Genomic DNA, 2,500 nt, shown 5'->3' on the forward strand with positions numbered 1-2,500 from the left:
TGGTTGCGGGGGCAGGATTTGAACCTGCGGCCTTCAGGTTATGAGCCTGACGAGCTACCGGGCTGCTCCACCCCGCGCTATTTTTTGAACTATTCGGGTCATGATATTATTTCCGCCGAAGAGGCGGTGAAGTGACTGTTTTGTATGATTTGAGAAGATGGTTTGATTTGTGTGCTTAGCAGACCTGGCAGCGACCTACTCTCCCGTGTCTTAAGACAAAGTACCATTGGCGCTGGAGCGTTTCACGGCCGAGTTCGGAATGGGATCGGGTGCAGCCGCTCCGCCATAACCACCAGGTCGGCGAAGAACACAAATATGAGAAGCTGATTGTCTTTCGTGCAGATATTGATTTGTTTTTTCAGGCGCTGATAACAATAAGCACACGACTGTGTGCCGCCAGTTTTCTGGCGCCCTGTCCGGAGCGAAGCAGCTTTAGCTGCGACAGCGTGAGGACAAAACAAACTATCGAACTTCGTTCGATGGATATTGTAAATGAGAGTGATCAAGTCGATCGAGCTATTAGTACCGGTAAGCTGCATGCGTTGCCGCACTTCCACACCCGGCCTATCAACGTGGTAGTCTTCCACGGCTCTGATAGGGAATACTCGTTTTTAGGTGGGTTTCCCGCTTAGATGCCTTCAGCGGTTATCCCGTCCGTATATAGCTACCCTGCTATGCCGTTGGCACGACAACAGGTCCACCAGAGATACGTCCATCCCGGTCCTCTCGTACTAGGGACAGATCCTATCAATATTCCTACACCCACGGCAGATAGGGACCGAACTGTCTCACGACGTTCTGAACCCAACTCACGTACCGCTTTAAATGGCGAACAGCCATACCCTTGGGACCTGCTCCAGCCCCAGGATGCGATGAGTCGACATCGAGGTGCCAAACAACCCCGTCGATATGGACTCTTGGGGGTCATCAGCCTGTTATCCCCGGCGTACCTTTTATCCGTTGAGCGATGGCCCTTCCACGCGGGACCACCGGATCACTATGACCGACTTTCGTCTCTGCTCGACTTGTCAGTCTTGCAGTCAGGCAGGCTTATGCCATTGCACTCGACGAACGATTTCCGACCGTTCTGAGCCTACCATCGCGCGCCTCCGTTACTCTTTAGGAGGCGACCGCCCCAGTCAAACTACCCACCATACACGGTCCTGGACCCGGATAACGGGCCGCAGTTAGACATCCATATAGATAAGGGTGGTATTTCAAGGATGACTCCACCATGGCTGGCGCCACGGCTTCAAAGTCTACCACCTATCCTACACATGTCGACACGAATGCCAGTGTAAAGCTATAGTAAAGGTGCACGGGGTCTTTCCGTCTAACCGCAGGAACCCCGCATCTTCACGGGGAATTCAATTTCACTGAGTCTGCGTTGGAGACAGCGGGGAAGTCGTTACGCCATTCGTGCAGGTCGGAACTTACCCGACAAGGAATTTCGCTACCTTAGGACCGTTATAGTTACGGCCGCCGTTTACTGGGGCTTCAATTCAATGCTTGCACATCTCCTCTTAACCTTCCAGCACCGGGCAGGCGTCAGACCCTATACGTCGTCTTGCGACTTCGCAGAGCCCTGTGTTTTTGGTAAACAGTCGCTACCCCCTGGTCTGTGCCACCCTCCAATAGTTGCCTAAAGAAGGGTCACGCTTCTTCCGAAGTTACGCGTGCATTTTGCCGAGTTCCTTCAACGCAGTTCTCTCAAGCGCCTTGGTATTCTCTACCAGTCCACCAGTGTCGGTTTAGGGTACGGTCTATATGCAGGAGCTATTTCCTGGAACCGCTTCGCTGCCAGATCAATCCAATAAGACCTGACAACACACGCAATCCGTCACTACCTGCAGGCCCACGAATATTAACGTGGTTCCCATCGACTACGCCTTTCGGCCTCGCCTTAGGGGCCGGCTAACCCTGCTCAGATTAACTTTAAGCAGGAACCCTTGGACTTTCGGCGAGGGAGTCTCTCACTCCCTTTATCGTTACTCATGTCAGCATTCTCACTTCCGATACCTCCAGGATGTCTCACGACTGTCCCTTCACAGGCTTACGGAACGCTCCGCTACCACGCACATACGTGCATCCACAGCTTCGGTGTATGGCTTTAGCCCCGGTACATTTTCGGCGCAAAGACCCTTATTTAGACCAGTGAGCTGTTACGCTTTCTTTAAATGATGGCTGCTTCTAAGCCAACATCCTGGTTGTTTTGGGATCCTCACATCCTTTCCCACTTAGCCATAACTTAGGGACCTTAGATGGTGGTCAGGGTTGTTGCCCTCTTCACGACGGACGTTAGCACCCGCCGTGTGTCTGCCCAGTAGTACTCCCCGGTATTCGGAGTTTGATTAGGATCAGTAAGACGGTGAGTCCCCATAGCCCATTCAGTGCTCTACCCCCGGGGGTATTCGCTGGACGCTCTACCTAAATAGATTTCGCGGAGAACCAGCTATCTCCAAGTTTGATTGGCCTTTCACCCCTAGCCACAAGTCATCCC

General features: G+C 52.7%; 1 tRNA gene and 2 rRNA genes (1 of these 3 cut by a window edge). All 3 read right to left on the bottom strand.

The window, feature by feature from the left end:
* Positions 1-77 (bottom strand) — tRNA-Met (locus ABE527_RS21285).
* 105 nt (positions 78-182) lie between these two features.
* Positions 183-297: ribosomal RNA gene (gene rrf, locus ABE527_RS21290) — 5S ribosomal RNA — on the bottom strand.
* 201 nt (positions 298-498) lie between these two features.
* Positions 499-2,500, bottom strand: a 23S ribosomal RNA gene (locus ABE527_RS21295); it runs 810 nt beyond the window's last position.

Origin of the sequence: Brucella sp. TWI432 (assembly GCF_039674445.1) — a bacterium.
Taxonomy (GTDB): Bacteria; Pseudomonadota; Alphaproteobacteria; order Rhizobiales; family Rhizobiaceae; genus Brucella; species Brucella chromiisoli.